Annotated in this window: 17 protein-coding genes and 1 other annotated feature; of the genes, 16 read left to right on the forward strand and 1 reads right to left on the reverse strand. The window is 35.2% G+C overall.

All coding sequences use genetic code 11. From position 1 onward, the window contains the following. Positions 1 to 209: 209 nt before the first annotated feature. From secDF to dtd, 8 genes are all read left to right on the forward strand, one after another. Positions 210 to 2,462: a protein translocase subunit SecDF gene (secDF, locus tag ACWNMZ_RS12405; RefSeq protein WP_449598642.1), complete on the forward strand. Its 2,253-nt coding sequence runs from the start codon at positions 210 to 212 to the stop codon at positions 2,460 to 2,462. 118 nt (positions 2,463 to 2,580) lie between these two features. Continuing rightward, entirely contained in the window at positions 2,581 to 2,880 is a 300-nt protein-coding gene (locus ACWNMZ_RS12410) for a LapA family protein (RefSeq protein ID WP_031540617.1), read from the forward strand. Between the two features lie 212 nt (positions 2,881 to 3,092). Then, positions 3,093 to 3,386 carry a hypothetical protein gene (locus ACWNMZ_RS12415; RefSeq protein WP_449598643.1) on the forward strand — a complete coding sequence of 98 codons (294 nt, stop codon included), beginning with the start codon at positions 3,093 to 3,095 and terminating at the stop codon, positions 3,384 to 3,386. Between the two features lie 729 nt (positions 3,387 to 4,115). Beyond that, positions 4,116 to 6,008 (forward strand): group II intron reverse transcriptase/maturase, encoded by a 1,893-nt coding sequence (gene ltrA, locus ACWNMZ_RS12420; RefSeq protein WP_449598644.1) that lies wholly within the window; start codon positions 4,116 to 4,118, stop codon positions 6,006 to 6,008. A 129-nt stretch (positions 6,009 to 6,137) separates the two neighbouring features. Beyond that, positions 6,138 to 8,252, forward strand: a complete 2,115-nt coding sequence (gene recJ / locus ACWNMZ_RS12425) for a single-stranded-DNA-specific exonuclease RecJ (protein ID WP_449598645.1) — start codon at positions 6,138 to 6,140, stop codon at positions 8,250 to 8,252. Then, complete coding sequence (locus ACWNMZ_RS12430; RefSeq protein WP_031540612.1) at positions 8,243 to 8,755, forward strand: adenine phosphoribosyltransferase; 513 nt, start codon at positions 8,243 to 8,245, stop codon at positions 8,753 to 8,755. Before recJ ends, ACWNMZ_RS12430 begins: the two co-directional genes overlap by 10 nt. A 514-nt stretch (positions 8,756 to 9,269) precedes the next feature. Next, positions 9,270 to 11,465 carry a RelA/SpoT family protein gene (locus ACWNMZ_RS12435; protein WP_449598646.1) on the forward strand — a complete coding sequence of 732 codons (2,196 nt, stop codon included), beginning with the start codon at positions 9,270 to 9,272 and terminating at the stop codon, positions 11,463 to 11,465. 11 nt (positions 11,466 to 11,476) lie between these two features. Beyond that, positions 11,477 to 11,917, forward strand: coding sequence for a D-aminoacyl-tRNA deacylase (dtd, locus tag ACWNMZ_RS12440; protein ID WP_031540609.1), 441 nt, complete (start codon positions 11,477 to 11,479; stop codon positions 11,915 to 11,917). Between the two features lie 97 nt (positions 11,918 to 12,014). Here the strand turns inward: dtd and ACWNMZ_RS12445 are convergent, their stop codons facing one another. Beyond that, positions 12,015 to 13,541: an N-acetylmuramoyl-L-alanine amidase gene (locus tag ACWNMZ_RS12445; RefSeq protein ID WP_349204618.1), complete on the reverse strand. Its 1,527-nt coding sequence runs from the start codon at positions 13,539 to 13,541 to the stop codon at positions 12,015 to 12,017. A gap of 213 nt (positions 13,542 to 13,754) precedes the next feature. Between ACWNMZ_RS12445 and ACWNMZ_RS12450 the strand changes: the two genes are divergently transcribed. The 8 genes from ACWNMZ_RS12450 (at position 13,755) to ACWNMZ_RS12485 (ending at position 23,563) form a co-directional block, all read left to right on the forward strand. After that, the gene (locus ACWNMZ_RS12450; protein WP_031540607.1) at positions 13,755 to 13,934 is read left to right on the forward strand and encodes a hypothetical protein; all 180 of its coding nucleotides are present in this window, start codon (positions 13,755 to 13,757) and stop codon (positions 13,932 to 13,934) included. Between the two features lie 82 nt (positions 13,935 to 14,016). Continuing rightward, positions 14,017 to 14,253, forward strand: a binding site (T-box leader). Between the two features lie 96 nt (positions 14,254 to 14,349). After that, positions 14,350 to 15,624, forward strand: coding sequence for a histidine--tRNA ligase (gene hisS, locus ACWNMZ_RS12455; protein WP_031540606.1), 1,275 nt, complete (start codon positions 14,350 to 14,352; stop codon positions 15,622 to 15,624). Positions 15,625 to 15,737: 113 nt separating this feature from the next. Then, positions 15,738 to 17,507, forward strand: coding sequence for an aspartate--tRNA ligase (aspS, locus tag ACWNMZ_RS12460; protein WP_449598647.1), 1,770 nt, complete (start codon positions 15,738 to 15,740; stop codon positions 17,505 to 17,507). 416 nt (positions 17,508 to 17,923) lie between these two features. After that, entirely contained in the window at positions 17,924 to 19,039 is a 1,116-nt protein-coding gene (locus ACWNMZ_RS12465; RefSeq protein ID WP_235252778.1) for an IS4 family transposase, read from the forward strand. 252 nt (positions 19,040 to 19,291) lie between these two features. Beyond that, positions 19,292 to 20,059, forward strand: a complete 768-nt coding sequence (locus ACWNMZ_RS12470; protein ID WP_441130432.1) for a ThiF family adenylyltransferase — start codon at positions 19,292 to 19,294, stop codon at positions 20,057 to 20,059. A 252-nt stretch (positions 20,060 to 20,311) separates the two neighbouring features. Continuing rightward, positions 20,312 to 21,226 carry an ABC transporter ATP-binding protein gene (locus tag ACWNMZ_RS12475; RefSeq protein WP_284561198.1) on the forward strand — a complete coding sequence of 305 codons (915 nt, stop codon included), beginning with the start codon at positions 20,312 to 20,314 and terminating at the stop codon, positions 21,224 to 21,226. A 2-nt stretch (positions 21,227 to 21,228) separates the two neighbouring features. Continuing rightward, the gene (locus ACWNMZ_RS12480) at positions 21,229 to 22,182 is read left to right on the forward strand and encodes an ABC transporter permease (protein ID WP_235247723.1); all 954 of its coding nucleotides are present in this window, start codon (positions 21,229 to 21,231) and stop codon (positions 22,180 to 22,182) included. A gap of 97 nt (positions 22,183 to 22,279) precedes the next feature. Continuing rightward, positions 22,280 to 23,563 (forward strand): replication-associated recombination protein A, encoded by a 1,284-nt coding sequence (locus ACWNMZ_RS12485; protein WP_031540601.1) that lies wholly within the window; start codon positions 22,280 to 22,282, stop codon positions 23,561 to 23,563. Positions 23,564 to 23,650 lie beyond the last annotated feature (87 nt).

Raw genomic sequence — 23,650 nt, forward strand, 5'->3', positions numbered from 1 at the left:
TTCCATAATGAGTTTATTCTAAATAATTTGAAGTACTTGCTATTATTAAGTTACTTGAAAGAAGTGAGACATCTAGAAAATAGAATAACAGCCGATTGAAAGGTTCATATTAAAAAGATGACATCATTTAGTTTGGCCAACCAACGGTAAAGTATGGCCATAAGTGGGGAAGTTTCTGCTTTGTATTACATGAGGAGGATTAATACATAATGGTTAAACGCAGTAGAATTGTTGCTTTTTTATTAATCATTGTTTTGGCGGCAGGATTAATGGGAGGAACAACCAATAAGATTTTAGGTGAGATTAAGCTAGGATTAGACCTGCAAGGTGGCTTTGAAGTGCTATATAAAGTAGAGCCACTGGAAAAGGGAAAAGGGAAAATTGATGAATCGGCATTAAAAAGCACGGCCCAAGCTTTGGATAAAAGGATTAACGTTTTAGGAGTTAGTGAACCAGTTATCCAAATTGAAGGCAATGACCGAATAAGAGTACAGCTAGCAGGAATTACAGATCAAAATGAAGCTAGAGAAATGCTTTCAACAGAAGCAAATTTAACATTTAGAGATATTCAAGATAAGAAATTACTGGATGGCTCTGATCTAGTGCAAGGTGGAGCTGCCCAAGAATTTGATCAGTATGGCAAACCTAGTGTTTCTTTAAAGCTTAAAGATGCAAATAAGTTTAAAGAAGTAACTGAATCTGTTTTAGGTAGTCCATTGGTAATCTGGTTAGATTTTGAAGATGGAGATTCTTATAGTGAAGAGGCAGCAAAGGAAGAGCCTAAATATTTATCAGCACCAATGGTAAGTGAAGTCATTAATTCCGATACGGTTTCTATCACTGGTAATTTTACAGTGGATGAGGCTACTCGATTAGCGGAATTATTAAATGCAGGAGCTTTACCAGTAAAATTGACTGAGGAATATTCCACTAGTGTTGGCGCTCAGTTTGGAGATCAGGCATTAAAAGATACAGTAAAAGCAGGTATTATTGGTGTAGGAATCGTATTTTTATTTATGCTTTTATACTATCGTCTACCAGGATTAGTGGCTGTTATTACACTATCTATTTATGTCTATTTAAATCTGCTCGTCCTTGATTTAATGAATGGTGTACTAACACTTCCAGGTATTGCAGCACTTATTCTCGGGGTTGGTATGGCAGTAGATGCAAACATCATTACTTATGAAAGAATTAAGGATGAATTAAGAGTAGGAAAGTCACTAAGAGCTGCTGTTCAGGCTGGAAATAAAAATTCAACTTCAACCGTAGTTGATGCCAATTTAACAACTATGCTTGCAGCTATCATTCTATTTGTTTATGGGACAAGCTCTGTTAAAGGGTTTGCGACATTGTTAATTGTCAGTATTTTAATGAGCTTTGTTTCTGCAGTCTACGGTTCGCGTTTATTGCTTGGTTTACTTGTTAAGAGTAAGGTTTTTGATAAAAAGATTACCTGGTTTGGCGTAAAGAAAAAAGATGTCAAACATATAAGTGAAAATTATGATATTTTAACATTGCCAACAAAATTCGATCGTCTTGATTTTGTAAAATACAAAAATGTATTCTTTACTATTTCAAGTGTTTTAATTGTTGCAGGGCTTGTCATTATGTTTATATTCAAGCTTAATCTTGGAATTGATTTTGCAAGTGGATCACGTATAGAAGTCATGGCAGACAAAGCATTAACAACTGCTGAAATTGAGGATCAATTGGACACGCTGAATGTAAAAGCAGATGATATTATTATTTCAGGTGATAAACAAGAGGTAGCAGCTATTCGTATTAAAGGTGATTTAAGCCAAGATGAAATTAATACAATTAAAGCAGAGTTTAAAAATACTTATGGCCATGATCCAAATGTAAGCAGTGTTTCTCCAACAGTTGGGAAAGAACTTGCTAAAAATGCGATTTATGCGATTATTTTCTCATCCATTGGGATTATTATTTATGTAGCGATTCGCTTTGAAATATTTATGGGACTTGCAGCCGTGTTAGCGTTACTTCATGACGCGTTCTTTATTATCGTAATTTTTAGTCTCACACGATTGGAAGTAGACATAACCTTTATTGCAGCAGTGCTTACGATTGTTGGTTATTCGATAAATGATACGATTGTAACATTTGACCGTATTAGGGAAAACCTAACGAAGAAGAAGCGCATTAAAACACCACAAGAAATCAAAGATATTATTAATGTTAGTATTAGACAAACGCTAGCACGTTCGATTAATACTGTAGTAACAGTTGTCATTTGTGTAGTTGCTCTATTACTATTTGGTAGCAATGCAATAACAAACTTCTCACTAGCGTTATTAATTGGTTTAATTGGTGGTGCATATTCTTCTATCTTTATTGCATCACAGCTATGGTATGTGTGGAAGAAGAAGGAATTGAAGAGAAAAGGTGTCTTAGTTACGTATAAGGAAAAACGCCCAATTTCTGATGAGCCACAAGTGTAATAATTTTAATATGCCTGTCCCCTAAATTAATTGGAGGCAGGCTTTTTCGTTTAATTTAGTGAGAAATAGGAAATTAGGAAATAATAAGGATAGAAAGTATGAAAAAGGGGGGAAGAAAGTGAAAATTCAATGGAATATGTTGTTTGGAATTATCTTTGCATTAATCGTTGCAGTATTCGCAGTTATTAATGTAGATTCAGTATCTGTTAATTATTTATTTGGGGTAGGGCAATGGCCGCTTATTTTAGTTATTTTAATTTCTGTTCTTCTTGGCGGTCTAATTATTGGATCAGCTGGTATGATTCGTATTTATTCATTGCAAAGACGGGTTAAACAATTAGAGAAAGAAAAAAGAGAACGGGAAGAAAAAAACAATAGTAAAAATAAAAATTTTGATGCTCCCATAGATTCAAAATAAAAACTAGATGCCTTGCAGAGAAGATGCTTTGTTTATTACTATCATTTTTTTCTGTATAGGCATCTTTTTATAGGATAAACAAATATTACCCCCTATTCATAAATCTTTGCAAAAGGTGAATTTTTTGTAAAAATAGCGTAAGGCTTTTTCCATTGATCTTAGATTGAAACCACTTCTTTTAACTTGTATAATAGTTAGATTGAGGTGATTGAATGTTACGTTCTAAAAAAAGATGGATACAAGAAGAAATCCCAAATAAAGAAAAAGCATCTGTATTAGCAGAAGAATTAAAAATATCCCCAATTGTTGCCTCTCTATTATTAAAAAGAGGATATCATACAACACAAGAGGCAAAAGCATTTTTATATGATGATAATAATGAATTTCATGACCCGTTTTTGTTATTAGGAATGGACATAGCGGTGGAAAGAATACGAAAAGCAATCGCTAATAAGGAATCAATTTTAATCTTTGGTGATTATGACGCGGGTGCGACACGTTTCTAAGTGAAAAGCTTAGACACTAGGGAGTCGCTAATGTCCCTAGTAGAACTGATTTCTTGACAGGTGGAATGATAGGGTAACGCCTTGAAACGCCTACTCTGATACTCCGACATGCCTTCTCTAAGGTTAAATGGAAAGGTATGAAGCTCGGTGAAGTCGGCAGAGAGATACCGTAAAGCTATTGTATGTAGAGAGTTCCAGCCTACATACAGCATACGAAAGCTGTCCAGCGGTGGATGGTGTATCCTATATGCCGGGAGTCCATAAAGTATCTATGGTTAGAATGTGCTGCATAAGCACTGACGAATCTCCGAATGTACGGGTCTAGACGTAGATGTTGTAGAAATGCAACAGGTGGCAGTGCCATCGTATGTGTGGGTAAGTAAGAATCTGGCGTTATGAAAGCCCATAGCTTGTTACAGGCAAGTTCCAGCATACAGGACTATAGGAGAAACCTAAGGATATATGCAAGGATAAAGAAATCGGAACGTGGAAAGCGAAGAATGTGGAGGTATTAACCTACCTATGAAGCATTTCAGTATATAAAGGGTTTTACACCCACTAAAACTGATTTATCTTCGTGAGAGTGGAGCCATAGTACCTTTGAAGCCATGATAATAAGTGGTGGAGGGATAGGCTCTAGTCGGAGGTTTCAAAGACTTATAAATGCATAATAGACACAGATTCGAGTATGACTAAAAGAATCTTTCACCTGTAAAGGGGTTGATGTCTGTGGCAAATTCACAAATCGTAAAACATGTTAAAAAGTCCAAGTTAAGAAACGCAGAATATTACAGTATGCAGGATACATTTGATGAACTCTATCAAAGAAGCTTAAGCAATCATAACTTTTATCATCTTATGGAAATTATATCAACTGATGAGAACATCAAACTTGCATATCGGAATATCAAAAGAAATACAGGAAGCAAAACTGCAGGTGTTGATGGCAGAACCATTGAACACGTAGCCAAGCTAACCGAGAGACAATTTACAGACTTTGTGAAGAATAAATTGAGGGATTACAAACCAAAAGCGGTAAGAAGAGTTGAGATTCCGAAACCTAATGGTAAAACTAGACCCCTAGGGATACCTGCAATTTGGGATAGAATAGTACAACAATGTATACTTCAAGTTCTTGAGCCAATCGTAGAAGCCAAATTTTCAAGCAGAAGTCACGGGTTCAGACCAAACCGGTCAGTTGAAAATGTAATAGCACAAAGCTATAGGCTGATGCAAAATTCTAAAATGTCTTATGTAATTGATATAGACATTAAGGGGTTCTTCGATAATGTCTCACATGGAAAACTACTTAAACAAATGTGGGCATTAGGTATAAGGGACAAAAATTTACTATCAGTGATTTCTAAAATGCTAAAAGCTAAAATCAAGCTACCAAATGGACAAATCATTGAGAATGAAAAAGGTACACCACAAGGAGGAATTCTTTCTCCTTTGTTATCCAATATAGTTCTGAATGAATTAGATAAATGGATTGAAAGTCAGTGGGAAAGATTTCCGACTTCAAAGGATTATACGGTATATACGGGAAAGGGAACAAAAAGGCACCCACATAATGGATATAAGTATCAGATACTCAGAAAGAAATCGAAGCTAAAAGAATGTTACATCGTTAGATATGCAGATGATTTCAAGGTATTCTGTAGTAATCCACAGCACGCCCGTAAGCTATTCATCGCAATCCAAAAATGGCTTAAAGATAGACTTGGCTTAGAAACTAGCACTGAAAAATCCAAAATAGTAAATTTGAAAAAGGAGTATTCAGAATTTCTAGGAATCAAAATGAAGCTAATTCCAAAAGGTAACAGATGGATTGTTAAAAGTCATATGTGCGATAAAGCAGTGCAGAGAACAAAAGACAATCTTAAAACAATCATAGATGGAATTAGATATGATAAGGGCTCAAATGATCAACAACGAAAAGTAGCCTTATATAACTCAACCGTAATTGGACTTCATCAATACTTCCGTATTGCAACAATGATAGCTGAAGATATGGGAAACATAGCATACGAAATTAATGCTTGCATGAAAGACCATAGAATGCAAAGGCGAATCAAGAAAACTGGTACTATTACATCAGAGTTCATCAAGAGAGAATACGGAAGAAGTAAACAGATTCGATTTATATCAAGAGAACCACTACTGCCTATTGGATATATTAAGCACAAGAATCCAATGATGAAACGCAATGTAATTAATGCATATACCAAAGAAGGTCGAGCTGAAATTTATAAAAATCTGACACAGGTAAATGTGACAATACTAAGATACATTATGGAAAGACCGGTTATGAATCGAAGCGTAGAGTACAACGACAATCGCATAGCACTATACAGTGCTCAATTAGGGAAATGCAGAGTCACAGGCGAAGAATTAAGCCCAATCTCAATACATTGCCATCATATAACACCTAGACACAGAGGCGGTACCGATGGATATAAGAATCTATGCTTAGTGGATAAAGATATTCATATCCTAATCCACGCCACTAGTGATGAAGTAATCTCACAATATAAACACCTTATTAAAAACAAACAAAGTCTAAATAAATTAAATACTTTTAGGAAGAAGCTTGAACTTGAAGAACTAAAATTGGACTAGTTAAACCATAGTAAGATAAAATGTGAATTCTGTTAAATTATGTAGATTACCAAAGTTTTGAAACCTTTCGATGGAACGCCGTATGCGGTGAAAGCCGCACGTACGGTGTGAAGTGGGGGAAAAGGTGGAGTGAATACGAAACCTTACCTATCACTATATGGGGTAACCAGTACAACAGTCATGATGAAAACATTAGAGAGTCTTGGTGCTAATGTAGAATTTTATATTCCAAACCGATTTACAGAAGGCTATGGACCAAACGAAGGTGCTTTTCGTTATGCAAAAAGCATTGGAGTGCAATTAATTATCACGGTTGATACAGGTATTGCTGCTGTTCATGAAGCAGAAGTGGCAAAAGAATTAGAGATAGATCTAATCATTACAGATCACCATGAGCCAGGTCCGATTTTGCCAGAGGCTATTGCAATCATACATCCGAAAATAGAGGGTAGCAAGTATCCTTTTCGTGATTTAGCAGGGGTTGGTGTTTCCTTCAAGTTATCCCATGCACTACTTGGCCATGCTCCCCTTCCTTTATTGCCATTTGCTGCAATAGGAACAATTGCCGATCTTGTTTCTTTGACTGGTGAGAATCGTCTCCTTGCCAAAAAAGGGATAAAAGCCTTACAAGAAACAGATAATATTGGCTTAAATGCTTTATATCGTCAAATGAATGTGGAGAAAAATTCCATTAATGAAGAAACAATCGGGTTTATGCTAGCGCCACGAATAAATGCAATTGGTAGACTTGGTAGTGCAGATCCTGCTGTAGAGCTATTGCTAACAGAAGATCCCGACTTAGCCAAAGAACTTGCACTAGAAATGGAAGAAACAAATAAAGAGAGACAAGCAATTGTTAATCAAATAACAGAGGAAGCTATCGCTCAAGTTGAACAATATTATCCTTTAACAGAAAATAATGTTCTTATTGTTGGAAAAGATGGCTGGAATCCTGGTGTGGTCGGAATCGTTGCTTCCAGATTAGTGGAGAAATTTTACCGTCCAACGATTGTATTAAGCTTTGATTATGAAAAGGGAATTGCTAAAGGTTCTGCTAGGAGTATAGAAGGCTTTGATTTGTATCATAATTTATCCACATGCAGAGATATTCTTCCTCATTTTGGTGGACATCCTATGGCAGCAGGAATGTCATTAAAAATAGATGATGTAGAAGTGCTTAGAAGTAACTTAAATAAATTAGCCTTTGAACAACTAACGAAAGACAATCTCGTTCCACTAACAAAGGTGGATGGAAGCTTTTCTCTAAAAGAGATTTCCATCAAATCAATCGAAGATATGCAAATGCTTGCTCCGTTTGGAGTAGATAATCCCAAGCCGAAAATGACTTTTCATGACCTAGAAATAGAGAATATGAGGAAAATAGGCTCCAATCAAAACCATTTAAAGATTATCTTAAAGCAAGACGAATTTGATTTAGATGGAATAGGATTTGGAATTGGAGAGCTATGTGATCATATTTCACCAAGTGCGAAGGTATCTGTTCTTGGTGAGCTTTCAATAAATGAATGGAATAATCGTAAAAAACCACAAATCTTTATACAAGATATGGAGGTTTCTCATTGGCAGTTGTTTGACTATAGAAGTTTAAGGAAAATGGATCATTTATATGAAACAGTTCCTATGGATGCTCTCTGGATCTTTTTCCATCAAGATTCTGTTCCAAAAGGGATGGAACTGCGAGTCTCCTACCAGGTAATTGAAACGATAGAGGATGCTGCCTTACTTGTTTCGATGGATAAGTCTATCGTCCTTGCAGATTATCCTCCAAATTTGGATATGTTAAAAACATTGCTTGCTAACAATCAACCTGAAAGAATCTATGCCGTTTTTTATAAACAACAAAGTGATTTTTTTAGTACAATGCCAACTCGTGACCATTTCAAATGGTTCTATGCATTTTTGGCAAAACAGGGAATGTTTCACCTTGATAAATTTGGTGGCGAGCTTGCTAGAAGGAAAGGTTGGAGCAAAGAAACGGTAGATTTTATGTCAAAGGTGTTTTTTGAACTAAATTTTGTTACAATGAAGGATGGATTTATTTCATTGAATAAGAATGTACCGAAAAGAGATTTATCAGAGTCGATCTCATTTCAACAAAAGCAAGCGCAATTTGAGCTAGAAAATGAATTAATTTATTCATCTTATGAGCAACTAAAAAATTGGTTTGATCTTATTCTAATAAAATCCGTTAATAATGAGGAGGAAGTAAAAGAATGGATTTAAAACAATTTGTTACGATCGTTGAAGATTGGCCAAAAGAAGGGATCAGATTCAAGGATATTACAACATTAATGGATAATGGCGAAGCATATAGATATGCAACAGATCAAATTGTAGCGTATGCGAAAGAAAAAGAAATTGATATAGTTGTAGGACCAGAAGCTAGAGGGTTTATCATTGGCTGTCCAGTTGCATATTCCCTTGGAGTGGGTTTTGCTCCAGTGCGAAAAGAAGGAAAATTGCCAAGAGAAACAATTAAAGTAGAATATGGATTAGAGTACGGTAAAGACGTATTAACAATCCATAAGGATGCTATTAAACCAGGTCAGCGTGTCCTAATTACAGACGATTTATTAGCAACGGGTGGAACAATTGAAGCAACAATTAAATTAGTAGAAGAGCTAGGTGGCATTGTAGCTGGTATTGCATTTTTAATTGAATTATCTTATCTTGAAGGACGTAAAAATTTAGATGGATACGATGTTTTAACATTAATGGAATATTAATCCATAGAAGGATTGTTTTAGCTTAAATATTTTGAGGGAGCGCTAATTAAGAGCGCTCTTTTTCATAAACTAAGGCAGTTTCCTAAGTTTTTTCTTGTAGATATTTTTAAGCATAAGGGACCAGCCGACTATATGTAGACATATTATTGGGAGTAAGATAAGGGTTTGGCTTCCCAGAAGCTAAGTTAGGCTTGAGCTAGACCAAAGCAATCAAACATGAATTTTAGACGGTGCACTTATTGCAACAAATATATTATAAAAAGAAATTAATTTAAAACGGAAAAAAGGAAGAAAATTCACTAGTTTTTTATAGAAATCGCCTTCATTCGACATTTTTCTATGTTTCTGTATAAAATTTACTTCCAATCCCTTTACAATCTTCCTTTTTTTTTCGATAATAGTAATAATCATTCTAAAATAAATTTTATTCTTTTTAATGTGCTTAGCTTAAAAATAGTGAAATAGAAAGAATGTTTAAATATAATAATATAATTGTGATATGAAAGGTGATTACATGGCGAATGATCAAGTATTAACCGCCGAACAAGTCATCGATAAGACTAGAGGATATTTAAACGAGGAGCACGTTGCTTTTATTGAAAAGGCTTATGAATATGCAAGAGATGCTCATCGTGAACAATATAGAAAATCTGGGGAACCATATATCATTCATCCAATTCAAGTAGCAGGCATTTTGGCTGATTTAGAAATGGATCCAGCAACAGTTGCAGCAGGTTTTCTCCATGACGTTGTTGAAGATACTGAAATTACTTTAGAAGATATAACTAAAGCATTTAACAGTGAAGTGGCCATGCTCGTTGACGGTGTAACGAAACTCGGGAAAATTAAATATAAATCTCATGAAGAACAGCAAGCAGAAAATCATCGTAAAATGTTCGTAGCTATGGCGCAAGATATTCGTGTCATCTTAATTAAACTTGCAGATAGACTTCATAATATGAGAACACTGAAGCATTTACCGGCTGAAAAACAGCGCCGAATCTCAAATGAAACATTGGAAATTTTTGCCCCACTTGCACATCGTCTAGGAATTTCTACTATTAAATGGGAACTAGAGGATACAGCATTACGTTATATGAATCCACAGCAATATTATCGTATTGTAAACTTGATGAAGAAAAAAAGAGCGGAAAGAGAACAATACTTAGATGAGGTAATCACTGAAATTCGTGAAGGAACGAAGGAAGTAAATATTCTGGCTGATATTTCAGGTAGACCAAAGCATATATATAGCATTTATCGCAAAATGGTTATTCAGAATAAACAATTTAATGAAATTTATGATTTATTAGCAGTTCGAATTGTTGTCAACAGTATTAAAGACTGCTATGCGATTTTAGGCATTATTCATACAAGATGGAAGCCAATGCCAGGTCGTTTTAAAGACTATATTGCAATGCCTAAGGCTAATATGTACCAGTCCTTACACACAACTGTAATCGGCCCAAAAGGTGACCCATTAGAAGTACAAATTCGTACACAAGATATGCATCGAATTGCAGAATATGGGATTGCTGCACATTGGGCATATAAAGAAGGAAAGTCGGTAAATGAAGGATCTTCTCTTGAAGAAAAATTAACTTGGTTTAGAGAAATACTAGAATTCCAAGATGATATCGTCAATGCAGAAGAGTTTATGGAAAGTCTGAAAATTGATTTATTTTCTGATATGGTATTTGTCTTTACACCAAAAGGAGATGTATTTGAGTTACCTTCTGGTTCTGTACCTATTGACTTTGCATACCGAATCCATTCAGAGATAGGGAATAAAACCATTGGTGCTAAAGTGAACGGAAAGATGGTAACCCTCGATTATAAGTTGAAAACAGGCGATATAATTGAAATTCATACAAGTAAACATTCTTATGGACCAAGTCAGGATTGGTTAAAAATAGCCCAGACTTCCCAAGCAAAGAATAAAATTAGACAATTTTTCAAAAAACAACGGCGCGAAGAGAATATTGAAAAAGGCAAGGAACAAGTTGAAAAAGAAATCCGTAATATGGGGTTTGATATTAAGGAAATTCTTACACCAGAAAATGTAAAGATTGTTATTGAGAAATTTAATTTTATGACGGAAGATGATATGTATGCAGCTGTTGGCTATAATGGAATAACTGCACTCCAAGTAGCAAATAGATTAACAGAAAAATGGCGTAAAAAGAGAGATGCAGAACAAATATCTACCATTACAAATGCTGTTGCGGAATTGAAGTCATTCCCTAATAATAAAAAAAGCGCTTCAGGTGTTCGAGTTACTGGAATTGATAATTTATTAATCCGTCTATCTCGCTGCTGTAACCCAGTTCCTGGTGATGAAATAGTTGGATTCATTACAAAAGGACGAGGAGTTTCAGTCCATCGAGCGGATTGTACGAATATTGATACAGAGGATGCAAAAGCTCGATTAATCCCAGTTGAATGGGAAACGAATTTAAATAATCGAAAAGAATATAATGTCGAAATTGAAATAAGCGGCTATGATCGAAGAGGTTTATTAAACGAAGTTCTACAGGCAGTAAATGAATCAAAAACTAATATATCGGCAGTATCTGGCAAATCTGACCGTAACAAAGTCGCTACGATTAATATGAGCATAATGATTTTAAATGTTAATCATCTTCATAAAGTAGTGGATCGTATCAAACAAATTCCAGATGTCTATTCTGTTCGAAGAATAATGAACTAAGGAGTAATGATATGCGTGTCGTATTGCAAAGGTCAAAAGAAGCAATGGTAGAAGTAGATGGAAAAGTAGTTGGATCTATAGAGAAAGGCTTTGTTCTTCTAGTTGGCATAACACATAGCGATGTGCTAGAGGATGCGAAATATCTTGCAGATAAAATTGCCCATCTTCGCGTATTTGAGGATGAAAACGAGAAGATGAATGAAAGTATTTTGGATAGACAAGGCTCGATTCTTTCGATTTCTCAGTTTACCCTTTATGGAGATACTCGTAAAGGGAGAAGGCCCAATTTTATGAATGCAGCAAAACCAGATCAGGCAAAAGAGCTATATGACCAATTTAATATGCTTTTACGTAATCACGGCCTAACCGTCGAAACAGGCATATTTGGTGCCATGATGGATGTACATCTAGTCAATGACGGACCTGTAACACTGATATTGGATAGTAAATAATCCTACTACTAAAAAAGAAAATAAAAAAGAACTTTCAAAGAATTTGATCCTTTGAAAGTTCTTTTTTGCTTATGTTAAGTTTTTTCCTTTTCATAACTTAATAACTAAAATAATTCTCCAAACCATGATAAATAGCCGTAGAAATGGTTTCTTGATATTTGCTAGAAAGCATAGTTTGTTCCTCAGCAGGATTACTTAAATAGCCTAATTCTAATAGAGATGCTGCTTGTCTATTTTGCTTTAGAACAACATACTCATTTTTTCTAACTCCTCTGTCCTTTCGATTTGTTGCATCAATAATACTTTTATGTAAGCTAGTAGCAAGTTTTTTCTGATTAGATGTATAGTAATAGCTAGTGACACCATTAACAGAGCTATCATTAATACTATCATAATGAAGGCTGATAAAAGCATCGGCATGATAGAAATGACTAATATCGACCCTGCTTTGCAGTGATATAAATATATCATCTTTTCTGGTAAGGATTACGTTTGCGCCAGAAGCTTCTAGTTTATTGGCAAGCAATTTAGCTGTACGAAGATTTAAATCCTTTTCTAATGTACCTATTACCCCAATTGTGCCGCTATCTTTTCCTCCATGACCAGGGTCTAAAACAATGGTCTTTCCTTTTAAATCAGTAGAATTTCCTTCATTAGCATCTTCGCTTTCTGTTGCGATGTCTTCTACAATCCATTCTGCAATATATCCGAATTCACCGTTTGAAAGCTTAATTTTATACCAATCATCCAGTACTTCTACGGTTTGAAAGGTTGCACCGCTATCTGCAATAAGTAAAACCTTTGAATTTACGGTTGCATCACTTCTAATATTTGTTCTGTCATAAAGAAGCTTAATCGTTTTATCTGTTTTTTGTCCTTTTCTGCTTTCGATATCACCACTTTCTAACAGGTCTTTATGTACCCAGCCAATATTACCAGAGTATTGAATTTTTGCCCATTCCGTTTCTTCTTCTATAATGGTAATTACAGTGTCTATACTGATTTTGCCAATGATATCAGCGTTTGTAGATGGATTACTGCGAAGATTAACTTGATCCTCTATAACAGTCGCTGATTGCAGATTAGAATCTTCCGTCTCCTCAATTGTACTTGATTGGCTTTCGGACTTTCCAAATTGAAGATAATCATTATGTACCCAGCCAGATCCTAAACTTGTTTTGATTTGATACCAATCTCCACTAGTGGAAAGAACAGTAACCTCAATCCCTTTTCCTAAAGTTGTAATGACTTGGTAATTCGTACCAGGTCCTTTTCGTAAGCGGAGACCATTTTCTGTGATGGTCGCTTTCGTTGAAATAGAAGTGGACTGTTCCGTTTCTATTGTTCCATTATCAGTGTTCTGACCATTTTTTGTTACTAAATAAGCAGCAACCCATCCAGTAGAACTAGAAGTATATTGAATTTCTATCCAATCCTTTTCTTCTTTTAATAAGGGATACGCTTTTCCTATCTCCATTTTTCCAATTACGGTTTGATCAAGCCCGGGATTTTCTCTAACATTTACCACCGTATTCGCTTGAACGGTTAATTGATTTTCTGCTGATACAAGTTGATGTGTAGGAATGAAGAAGATGCTGACTAAAAGGAATAGCATCCATTTCATATTCTTCAAACAAGCTGCACTCCTTCCATAAATCGTCTAATGATGACTAGAATAAATTTGCACTTAAATAGGATTCTTCATTTAGAATATAGATTCCTTTAAGATATTCTTCTTTTTTCTAATCAAATTTAGACAAGAAACTTATTTTTGATGATATTTTTTAGCTACTCATGGTAATACTATAAAAAAATAACAGAAAAAAGGGTGAAATGCATGAGATTTGGCGAAAAAAGTTTATCAGTTAGTGAAATTGATTCCAAATTACTAGGTGTAGATTTTCACGATTTCATAAAAAGAGAAGGAAATTCTTCTAATGCAGTTGAACTTGCATCTGAATTTGGTCTTTCATTAGGTGAAGTAAAAAAACTAAAGAAACAATTAGGGAAATTATAAACTGTAGGAAAATCATGTTTGTACCCTATTGACAATATAATCGTTCCTATTTATTATTAATGAGATAATAATAAATAATCTAGTAAAGCCATTGATCGAGAAAAGTATCTATGAAACACATGAACAGAGAGGAAATGTCCATTAGGCTGCAAGCATTTCTACATGATGCCATAGAGAAAGAACACTCTGGGAGGCTTTCTTCTGAAAATATTTTGCTTCATAAAGTAGGTAGAAACGTGAGCAGGCGTTAACTGCAAAGTGGAAGATTTAAGAAAATCTTCAATTAGGGTGGTACCACGGGAAAAATCTCGTCCCTTGTATTCAGATGGATGCAAGGGACGAGATTTTTTTATTTGAAATTATACGAATACAGCGCAGACATAGGCGCTTTTTAATAGCAGGGAGGATACATAAAATGCATATTAATATTCCAAGAGGAACCCAAGATATTTTGCCAGGTACTGTAGAAAAGTGGCAATATGTTGAAGAAAAAATTAAACAGCTTTGTGATCGATATCAATACAGTGAAATCCGTACTCCTATATTTGAACATACAGAGTTATTTTTACGAAGCGTTGGGGACACAACAGATATTGTTACAAAGGAAATGTATACGTTTGAGGATCGAGGAAAAAGAAGCCTAACATTAAGACCTGAAGGAACAGCAGCGGTTGTTCGTTCATTTGTTGAGAATAAAATGCATGGATATGCTTCCCAGCCAATTAAGCTTTTTTATTTAGGACAAATGTTCCGTTATGAAAGACCACAAGCTGGACGCTTTCGTCAATTTGTTCAATTTGGTGTGGAGGCAATTGGAAGTAAAGATCCTGCAATTGACGCAGAAGTTATAGCACTTGCTTTTTCCGTTTATCAAACAATGGGGTTATCGAAGCTAAAAGTTGTTGTTAACAGCTTAGGTGATAAAGAAAGCAGACAAGCTCATCGTGAAGCATTAATGGCCCACTTTAAACCGAGCATTGAGGAATTCTGTCATGATTGTCAAACAAGATTAGAAAAAAACCCAATGAGAATCTTAGATTGCAAAAAAGATCATACCCATCCGTTAATGCAATCTGCTCCTTCGATATTAGATTATTTAAATGAAGAATCAAAGGCATATTTTGAAAAAGTGCAAAAATATTTAGCAGCTTTAAATATTCCTTTTGTAGTAGATTCAAACCTTGTAAGAGGTCTAGACTATTACAACCATACTGCTTTTGAAATAATGAGTGAAGCAGAAGGATTCGGGGCGATTACTACGTTATGTGGTGGCGGCAGATACAATGGCTTAACACAAGAGCTAGGCGGTCCAGAAGCTCCTGGTATTGGCTTTGCAATGAGCTTAGAAAGACTACTTGCAGCTCTTGAAGCTGAAAAAATTAAATTACCTATTGAAAAGAAAGTGGATTGCTATTTAGTTTCATTAGGTGAAGAAGCAATGGATTATACGGTAGGATTAGTAAATGAGCTTAGACAAGCTGGCTTCTCTGCTGAAAGAGATTATCTTGACAGGAAAGTAAAAGCTCAATTTAAAGCTGCTGATCGTCTCCATGCTAAATATGTAGCTGTTTTAGGAGAAAATGAACTACAAAACAACAAAATTAACCTAAAGCAGTTAGAAACAGGAAAACAAAAGGAAATAGATTTAACGGAGCTTGTAAATGCATTAAAGGATTTTGAAGCATTTTAAGCATATCTTAGGGCTGTTTTGAATGGAAAACAGTTAAAAATAAAACATATGAATGACTCAGTAGGAATATAAAAAAGGGAATATACAAATGTTGACAATAGGGAGGATGCTTCATGTTTGGAAGAACATATTTTTGTGGAGAAGTAACAGAAAAATCGATTGGTGAAAGTATTGTTTTAAAGGGTTGGGTACAAAAAAGACGAGACCTTGGCGGACTAATATTTATTGATTTACGTGATCGTACTGGTATTGTACAGGTAGTGTTTAATCCAGAAATTAATAAAGCTGCAATCGAAATCGCTGATAAGGTAAGAAATGAATTTGTTCTTGATATAAAAGGTAAAGTAGTTGCACGTCAAGAAGGTACAGTTAATGAAAACATTCAAACAGGAAAAATCGAAATAATTGCAGATGAAATTAAAATCATAAATGAAGCGAAAACTCCTCCTTTTGTTATTTCTGATCAAACAGATGTTGCAGAAGATGTACGCTTAAAATATCGTTATTTAGATGTTAGAAGACCTGTTATGTTTGAAACATTAAAAATGCGTCATCAAGTAACAAAAGTGATGAGAGACTATCTTGATAGTGAAGGATTCCTAGATATCGAAACACCAATTTTAACGAAAAGCACGCCTGAAGGGGCAAGGGATTATTTGGTACCAAGCCGTGTGCATCCAGGTGAATTTTACGCACTACCTCAGTCACCGCAAATTTTCAAGCAATTATTAATGGTTGGTGGCGTAGAGAGATACTATCAAATCGCTCGTTGTTTCCGCGATGAAGACCTTCGTGCAGATCGACAACCGGAATTTACACAGCTTGATATCGAAACAAGCTTTATGAGTCAAGAGGACATCACGAGCATGATGGAAAAAATGATGGCAAAAATCATGAAAGAAGTAAAAGGAATAGACGTTCCTTTACCAATGCCAAGAATGCCATATGATGAAGCAATGAGTAGATATGGATCAGACAAACCAGATACTCGTTTCGAAATGGAATTAGTAGATCTTTCTGAAATTGTAAAAGACTCAAGCTTTAAGGTTTTTGCTTCAGCAGTTGAAACAGGTGGCCAAGTAAAGGCAATTAATGTAAAAAATGCTGGCAGTAAGTATTCTCGTAAAGATATTGATGCATTAACAGAGTTTGTAAAAGTATATGGAGCAAAAGGTCTTGCTTGGTTAAAAGTAGAAGAAGATGGCTTAAAAGGACCTATCTCTAAGTTTATTTCCGAAACAGAGCAAAAAGGATTAGAGCAAGCTTTATCAATAGAAGCTGGTGACCTATTATTATTCGTTGCTGATAAAAAGAACGTTGTTGCCGATGCATTAGGAGCGTTACGTTTAAAATTAGCGAAAGAGCTAGATTTAATTGATCAGAGCAAGTTTAACTTCCTTTGGGTTACAGATTGGCCATTATTTGAATATGACGAAGAAGAAGGCCGTTTTTATGCAGCACATCATCCATTTACAATGCCCCAAAGAACTGATTTAGAATTGCTGGAGACGAATCCTAAAGCGGTGAAAGCACAAGCATATGATATTGTGCTGAATGGCTATGAGCTTGGGGGAGGCTCCTTGCGTATATTTGAAAAAGACATTCAAGAGAAAATGTTTAGCTTATTAGGATTTACGAAGGAAGAGGCGTATACACAATTCGGTTTCTTGTTAGAAGCTTTTGAATATGGCACACCACCACATGGCGGAATTGCAATCGGATTAGATCGCTTAATTATGTTGTTATCTGGTCGCACCAATCTTCGTGATACAATTGCATTCCCTAAAACAGCGAGTGCGAGCTGTCTTATGACAAATGCTCCAAGTGAAGTAAGTGAAAATCAATTAACTGATTTACATTTACAGTTAAAACTAGATAAATAATCGGAAGAAAGATACTGAGACAAAAGTATTCCAAATATAAACCCAAACAATTATGCGAAGATAATACTTCATATAATTGTTTGGGATTTTTTATGAATGTTGAAAAAGACGGTTGTGGTAATTAACCGCAGACTGAATGATATATTTTGTTCCATTCCTGTTTTAAGAAAACGCTCATTATTAACAGCTATCATAAAAGGAGAGTAATAAAATTTAATTCTTATCGGGAAACAAGGAAAGGGTAGTGGTAGCTGATAAAAATTTATGATATATTTCCACTAGTGTTGCATTAATTTAAATTCACTATTAAAAATACTCAAAATGTTCAATATTATTATTTTGTGCAAAGAAAAAGTCCTTTATAATGGATTAGTCAGGTGGTAACCCGTCCAAATCCACTAAAAAAGGACCAACACATGGACAAGATTACACGAAAAACTTCATTTGGACAATGGTTTTCACCTATAAATCTTCAATTATTTGAAGAAAACGTGAAAACGATGAAATTAGATTACTATACGAAAAAATTAACGACAGAGTCATTTCTAAAATTACTACTTTTTGCGCAGCTACAAGAAATTGAAAGTCTGCATGCGCTGGGTGATTGTCTTTTCGATAACCAGCTTCAAAAAGGGATAGACCTTGATTCTATTAGTATTTCTCAGTTGTCACGGCGGTTAAACGGCATAAACCCTGACCTATTTCAAAGGCTTTTCCTTGATTTAGTGTCACAAATTCATGCCAAAACGCATTACACGAAACTCGTGATGCCGTTAAAAATCATTGATTCAAGCACATTGCCACTTAATTTGACCAATCATAAATGGGCTAAATTCCGCAAAACAAAAGCAGGTGTAAAGTTACATTTGCGCCTTGTGTTTATGGAAAAGGGTATATCCTATCCTGAAAAGGTCGTTATGACAACGGCAAAAGAACATGACCGTGGTCAGCTTGAAATCATGGTGGATGACAAGGAATGCATGTATGTGTTTGACCGTGGTTATCTAGACTACGAGCGCTTTGATCGCATGACTGATGATGGCTACTTCTTTCTTTCACGGCTACGCAAAAATGCAGTCATACGGAACGTTTACGATTTTAAGCTACCCAAGGATACAGCTGTTTTATCAGACCAAATGGTGTTGATAGGTACGACTCAAAACCGTGCTGAAAATTACTTTCGGCTTCTAAAAGTAATTGACTCAAAAGGAAATGAACTTCATTTAATTACAAATCGTTTTGATTTAAGCGCCGAAGAAATTTCAGAAATGTATAAATCACGGTGGGCAATTGAGCTGTTTTTTAAATGGATCAAACAACATCTCAGCATCAAAAAGTTCTACGGTCAAAGCGAATGGGCGATTCAAAATCAAGTATTTATCGCACTAATTGTTTTTTGCCTACATGTTCTCGTACAAATCGAGACCAGAAGCAAGCGAAAAACCTTACAGATTAGCCGTTATCTAAGGGCTGCATTGTGGAAACCAGCGAATGTTTGGCTTCGAAAGATTGAAGGAAAAGCCATCCCTTAAATATGCAAATTGTCGTCGTTGCAAAAGTCTAATTGTAAATAAATTTCCAAATGGATGGGGCCACCTTTGATTGGGTATTTACTTTTTTGCCTCTAAACAGGGAAGGTGAGTAAACTGAAAATTATGACACTATTTATGCAACACTAGTGATATATTTCATAAGTAATAATTTATTCTTTCTGAATGAAAGTTCCTGATAAGGGAATATGTAAACATAATTGCTTAGGAAAAATTAAATGGAGTTGAAAACGAATGTTACACCAATTTTCGAGAAATGAGTTAGCAATTGGGAAAGAAGGGCTAGAGACGATGAAAAACAGCACTGTGGCTGTTCTAGGAATCGGGGGCGTAGGTTCATTTGCTGCAGAAGCGTTAGCTCGTTCAGGCGTAGGAAGATTAATCTTAATCGATAAAGATGATGTAGATATTACGAATGTCAACAGACAGGTAATTGCATTATTATCCACTGTTGGTCGTCCTAAAGTAGATATTATGAAAGAACGTATCGCAGATATTAACCCAGACTGTGAAGTAATTGCGTTGAAAATGTTCTATACAGAAGAAACGTATGAAGAAATTTTTGCATATGGCTTGGATTTTGTAATGGATGCTTCCGATACAATCTCTTATAAAATACATTTAATGAAAGAATGTTTACAAAGAAATATCCCAATTATTTCAAGTATGGGAGCTGCAAATAAAATGGATCCAACTCGTTTCCAAATTGCAGATATCAGTAAAACACATACAGATCCAATTGCAAAGGTAATTCGAACAAGACTTCGTAAAGAAGGAATTAGAAAAGGGATTAATGTCGTATTCTCTGATGAAAGTCCAATAGTCATTCGCGAAGATGTTCGTAAAGTGGTCGGAAAAGATAATGCGCCAATTCGAAAGGCGAAAATGCCGCCTTCTTCTAATGCTTTTGTTCCTTCTGTAGCTGGTTTAATAATGGCGAGTCATGTTGTTAAAGAGCTATTAACGGATATAAAAATTACACGTGTTAAGGATGAAAAATAAGCTTTTATTTTGGCCATTCTTTAAATAATAGTTAAAATTAAAAAAGGATGATCTCATAAACAATAGAGGTCATCCTTTTGTTTTAATAGAGAAACTGTCCATTAGCAATGAACATAGCCTATTGTATCAGTGTAATCCAAATAGTAAACTAATACAATGAGTTAGATTCCAAGTTTTCTTTAATAAGGCTAATAAAAAATAGATAGTTGAGTGATGAAGAAAATATAAAATAACGAAAGGTAGGTAGTGATATTGTCTTCCGTTGTAGAACTAAAAAATGTTTCTAAAGTAATAAAGGGTAGAAAAATAATTGATTCTTTAAGTTTCCAGGTAGAAGCGGGAGAAGTATTTGGCTTTCTTGGTCCAAATGGTGCAGGTAAAACGACAACAATACGTATGATTGTTGGATTAATAAATATGAGTGATGGAGATATTTATATTTGTAACGAGAGTGTCCGCGATCAATTTGAGAAAGCAATAAAGCATGTAGGAGCAATTGTAGAGAATCCAGAGATGTATAAATTTTTAAGTGGGTATGAGAATCTCATACATTATGCAAGAATGATGAAGGGGATATCTAAAGAGAAAATAATGGAAACTGTTGAATTAGTTGGATTAACAGACCGAATCCATGACAAAGTGCGTACATATTCACTCGGAATGAGACAACGATTAGGTCTTGCTCAAAGCCTCTTGCATGATCCGAAGGTATTGATTTTAGATGAACCAACAAATGGTTTAGACCCAGCCGGGATTCGAGAAATTAGGGATCATTTAAGAATGCTAGCAAGAGAAAGAAATATGGCAGTAATTGTTTCAAGCCACTTATTATCTGAAATGGAAATGATGTGTGACCGAATTGGCATAATTCAAGATGGGAGACTAGTTGATGTACAATTAGTCAAGGACTTTGTTGCCGTTGAGCAAGTGTTTGAAATAGAGCTAAATCCTATTGATGAAGCGATAAATCACTTACAAGAAATTTCACCTGATGTGCTATGTATTAAAAGGGGACAAGGACTTTTAATAACTGTAACGAAGGAAAAAATACCAGAAATAATTAAAACCCTTGTTATACACAATATTGATATTTTTGGAATAAGAGAAGTTTCAAAAACATTAGAGGATCGATTCTTGGAATTGACTAATCAAAAGGAGGGAGAATAATTTTGATTCAGTTAATAAGGAATGAATGGATGAAAATTTGGAAACGTCCAGCAACACTAGTGATGATTGGTATCTTATTACTTGCTGTTCTACTATTTGGAGCATTTAATAAATATCAATCTAGCGGATTTTCTGTTCCAGATAATGAAAACTGGAAGCATGGTCTTGAATTGGAAAATAAACGCTACCAAGAAATGCTTGAGGATGAACATCTTCCAACCGAAATGAGAGAATATTATACAAAGGAAATGACGATAAATGAGTATCGAATAAAGCATGATTATAGTACAAATGTAGAGTATTCTGCATGGGATTTTGTTTCTGATTGTATCCAGTTAATTAGTATCGCCGGTTTATTTATGATTATTATAGCTGCTGGAATAGTCGCAAATGAGTTTAATTGGGGGACAGTAAAGCTTCTGCTTATCCGACCTTTGAAGAGAACGAAGATATTACTATCCAAATATTTAACGGTATTGCTATTCGGTTTGTTATCCATACTTGTCGTGTTTGCCTTTTCGTTTATTCTAGGAGCTATTTTATTTGGTCTTCCAGATGATGCATATCCGTATTTACATTACTCTAATGGGATAGTGAAGGAACAAAGCATGCTCCTTCATTTAATTAGTTTTTATGGGCTAAATTCAATTAGTCTCCTTATGCTTACTACGATGGCGTTTATGATATCGTCAGTTTTCCGGAACAGTTCTCTTGCAATCGGTATTTCCATTTTCTTAATGTTTATGGGGAGTACAGTAACCGTATTGTTAGCCAATTGGTTTGATTGGGCTAAATTTTTATTGTTTGCTAATACAGATTTGACACAGTATTTTGAAGGAACACCATTGATAAGCGGTATGACGTTGACTTTCTCCATTATTATGCTATCCGTTTACTTTATTGTGTTCATTGGTTTAGCCTTTTGGGTATTTAAGAAGAGAGATGTGGCAGCATAATTTTTTGAATGAAGGTTCTTTTGGCTTTCATTCTTTTTTCTTCTATTCTTCTTTTACGATATAATAAATGAAAGAAGTTAAACAAGAAGGTGTATAAATGAACGGGGAACCACTTGCATATCGAATGCGCCCTACTAATCTTGATGAAGTAGTTGGTCAAAAAGAAATTATTGGTAAAACAACAAGTGTATATAAAATGATTAAAAATGGACATGTTCCATCTATGCTTCTATATGGTGAACCTGGAATTGGCAAAACCTCGATTGCTTTTGCCATTGCTGGTACAACAAAGCTTCCCTTTATTGCACTAAATGCGACTACATCAGGAAAAAAAGATGTAGAAGCTGTAGTGGATGAAGCAAGATTGACAGGTAAAGTCATTCTTTTTTTAGATGAAATTCATCGTTTTAATAAAGCCCAGCAGGATTATTTATTACCTCATGTAGAAAGAGGGGATATTGTTCTAATAGGTGCAACAACAGAAAATCCCTATCATGATGTGAACCCTGCGATCAGAAGCAGATGTGGACAAATTAAACAGTTAAAAAGATTAACAGATAGCGATATAGAAGAATTATTGCATCGAGCTTTAAAAGAAGAAAGAGGGCTAGGAAATCTTTCCATTCAAATTAGTGAGGAGCAAATTAAGCGAATATCAAAAGGTACAAATGGGGATGCAAGAAAATCATTAACTCTTCTAGAGTCTATTGTCTATTCATCAGATAAAGAGGACGGCATTTTTACTATCAAGGATGAAACAATTGACCAAATGATAGAAAAGGTTGGCGTTTTTGGCGATAAAAAAGGTTCGCATTTCTATAACCTTTTATCTAGTCTTCAAAAAAGCATCCGTGGTAGTGATGTCGACGCAGCCCTTTACTATCTGGCCCATTTACTTGAAACAGGAGATTTGGTGGCAGTAAATAGAAGATTACTCGTAATTGCCTATGAAGATATTGGCCTTGCGAAAACATCTGTCGGGAATAATGTATTAGCGGCTGTAACAGCGAGTGAAAGATTAGGGCTTCCAGAAGCGCGAATTCCTCTATCTGTAGCAGTGGTTGAGATGTGTTTATCTTCTAAATCCAATGCTGCCTATAAAGCATTAGATGCAGCAATAGCAGATGTCCGCAGTGGCAGAGTTGGAGATATTCCCATGCATTTAAGAGATGGACATTATGAAGGAAGCAAAAAGCTAGGACATGTTGGCTATATTTACCCACATGACCATCCCATTGGAACATTTGGTGGTTGGGTCGATCAAGAATATTTACCAGAGAAGCTCAAAGGAACACAGTATTATCATCCAACAGAAGCAGGAGAAGAGAAGAAACTTGGCGCAATTTATGAAAAATTAGCTGGTTTTAAAAAGGATAGATAAGATTTTCTATCCTTTTTTGACTTGTCTGAAATGTTAACGTCCTTTTTACTAGAAAAAATTTCGAAAATCGAATGAAAAGTGTACACA

Source organism: Niallia sp. Marseille-Q9988 (assembly GCF_976954375.1).

What these genes read in the sequence shown, in the direction of transcription:
- ACWNMZ_RS12470 (WP_441130432.1), top strand. Translation starts at nt 19,292, where the DNA reads ATGTTACACCAATTTTCGAGAAATGAGTTAGCAATTGGGAAAGAAGGG.
- secDF (WP_449598642.1), top strand. Translation starts at nt 210, where the DNA reads ATGGTTAAACGCAGTAGAATTGTTGCTTTTTTATTAATCATTGTTTTG.
- ACWNMZ_RS12445 (WP_349204618.1), bottom strand. Translation starts at nt 13,541, where the DNA reads ATGAAATGGATGCTATTCCTTTTAGTCAGCATCTTCTTCATTCCTACA.
- ACWNMZ_RS12430 (WP_031540612.1), top strand. Translation starts at nt 8,243, where the DNA reads ATGGATTTAAAACAATTTGTTACGATCGTTGAAGATTGGCCAAAAGAA.
- dtd (WP_031540609.1), top strand. Translation starts at nt 11,477, where the DNA reads ATGCGTGTCGTATTGCAAAGGTCAAAAGAAGCAATGGTAGAAGTAGAT.
- ACWNMZ_RS12435 (WP_449598646.1), top strand. Translation starts at nt 9,270, where the DNA reads ATGGCGAATGATCAAGTATTAACCGCCGAACAAGTCATCGATAAGACT.
- ACWNMZ_RS12485 (WP_031540601.1), top strand. Translation starts at nt 22,280, where the DNA reads ATGAACGGGGAACCACTTGCATATCGAATGCGCCCTACTAATCTTGAT.
- ACWNMZ_RS12450 (WP_031540607.1), top strand. Translation starts at nt 13,755, where the DNA reads ATGAGATTTGGCGAAAAAAGTTTATCAGTTAGTGAAATTGATTCCAAA.
- ACWNMZ_RS12465 (WP_235252778.1), top strand. Translation starts at nt 17,924, where the DNA reads ATGGACAAGATTACACGAAAAACTTCATTTGGACAATGGTTTTCACCT.
- hisS (WP_031540606.1), top strand. Translation starts at nt 14,350, where the DNA reads ATGCATATTAATATTCCAAGAGGAACCCAAGATATTTTGCCAGGTACT.
- ACWNMZ_RS12415 (WP_449598643.1), top strand. Translation starts at nt 3,093, where the DNA reads ATGTTACGTTCTAAAAAAAGATGGATACAAGAAGAAATCCCAAATAAA.
- aspS (WP_449598647.1), top strand. Translation starts at nt 15,738, where the DNA reads ATGTTTGGAAGAACATATTTTTGTGGAGAAGTAACAGAAAAATCGATT.